This is a genomic window from Collinsella aerofaciens (assembly GCF_040910325.1).
Classification (GTDB): domain Bacteria; phylum Actinomycetota; class Coriobacteriia; order Coriobacteriales; family Coriobacteriaceae; genus Collinsella; species Collinsella aerofaciens_BL.
This window is the reverse complement of sequence record NZ_JBDGAV010000063.1, coordinates 1-1607: the sequence shown is the minus strand read 5'-3', so window position 1 is coordinate 1607 and position 1607 is coordinate 1. Positions and strand designations below refer to the sequence as shown.

At 58.6% G+C, this 1607-nt stretch carries 1 protein-coding gene and 1 pseudogene; one reads left to right on the top strand and one right to left on the bottom strand.

The features are described from left to right. On the top strand, positions 1-851 hold an 851-nt coding region (locus AB5Z25_RS10865; RefSeq protein WP_368135586.1), incomplete at its 5' end, for a transposase. 660 nt (positions 852-1511) lie between these two features. Here AB5Z25_RS10865 and AB5Z25_RS10860 read toward each other — a convergent pair. Further along, positions 1512-1607, bottom strand: a pseudogene (locus AB5Z25_RS10860) (Fe-S cluster assembly sulfur transfer protein SufU); the annotation flags it as partial.

Genomic DNA, 1607 nt, shown 5'->3' with positions numbered 1-1607 from the left:
GTATTGGATGGCAAGCAGATCCTGGCGAAGGGAGCGCCATGCAGCGCGTTTGGAGAACGGTTACCGGCTTTTACCATGTCTGTGCTCGCGGTGCGGGCAAGCAGCTCATCTTTGAGGGCGATGAAGACCGGTGGGAGTTTTTGGAGCTGATGCGCGAGTGCTGCCGCGAGGAGGGTGTGACGGTTATCGCCTGGTGCCTTATGGGCAATCACGTGCATTTGGTGCTTGCAGATTACGAGGACAGGATGAGCGCTGCGATGCACCGGCTACTCTTGACGTACGCGCGGCGGTTCAATAAACACACGGGGCGCACGGGCCATCTGTTCCAGAACCGTTTTGACCGGCGCTCGCTCGATACCGACTGGCAGGTGATGGAGGCTATTCGTTCCGTACACGCCGATCCGCAGGAGGCGGGCGTTAGCCTAATCGAGCGTTATCCCTGGAGCAGCTTTGCGGAACATCTGCGCGCTTACGACAGTGATGCGGCAGATGCCACGAGGGGATTTTGCGATCCTTCTTGCGTGCTTGAGCTTTTTGGTTCTGCCGAGGCCTTTGCTGCCTATTCGCTTTCGACGCCCGACGGTAGCGAGCCGGCGCTGTGCGATATGAAAGAGACAGAGTGGGAACGCCACGCCTTTGCCGACAAGATGGCGAAGAGCCTCGGGGTTCCGCTCAATGGGGTTAAAACTGCACCGCCGGCGCAGCGTGATACCGTTATTGTTGGATTGCACGATGCCGGTTTCACGGTGCGCCAGATTGAGCGCTATACCGGGATTGGCAAAAGTAGCGTCTCTCGTATCGTGCGCGCCCGCGCGCGAACGGCGATGAGGGCTGGCGGAAACGTGATGTAGGGTCGCCTGTTCACCGCAGCTGGGGTCGTCCATACGCCGCAACCAGCGTTTAAAAGCTTGGTACGGTAACTGCACTTCTTAATATGCATAGAACAATCGCCATCTTGCATAAAATAACGGCTCAGTCCGGATTTGCCCGTGCCTACCCCCGTCTGCGCCGTGCAATAAACCGAGTTTTCAGCATCGTGGTGCTGTCGGCACCGCCGCAATCTTGCAACATACGGGTCCCGAAGCTATTGATTCTCGCCGTTGCGCCCCCGAAGCACGTGCCTGCGTCCCGTCAGACCGCGATGCTTGTTCTAAAACACAATATATATGCGCCTAAAGACGTTGATTAACGCTTTCGATGTGTATACACACAGCTTGGCGTGCTGAATACTCGCAAAAATGCACGCCGCTCCCTATGGGACCCGTCTGCGGTAGGCGCGAAGCGAGTCGGAGCTTCGCAGAACGGGGCTTGGCGCATTGCTTGGCGGGCCCGGGGCCCTGCCGCAGGCCTTTGGTGCTGTGGAAAACGCCCGTGTTCGCGTCTGGCTGTGAGGCAAATGTCAGACGGGGCGCCGGACGCGCGGACTTTGTGCATCTGTGCTCATTAGGAAAAAACAGAGCCGCCCGTATCGGGCGGCTCTGCAATCAAAAACCTTGGATTCGGGGCATACGCTACTGGTTAGCTTGCCCCTCGAGCATGCCGTCGAGGGTGCGCCAGGCGAGCTCGGCGCATTTGACGCGGGCGGGCATGTGCGAAATGTCCTGGAG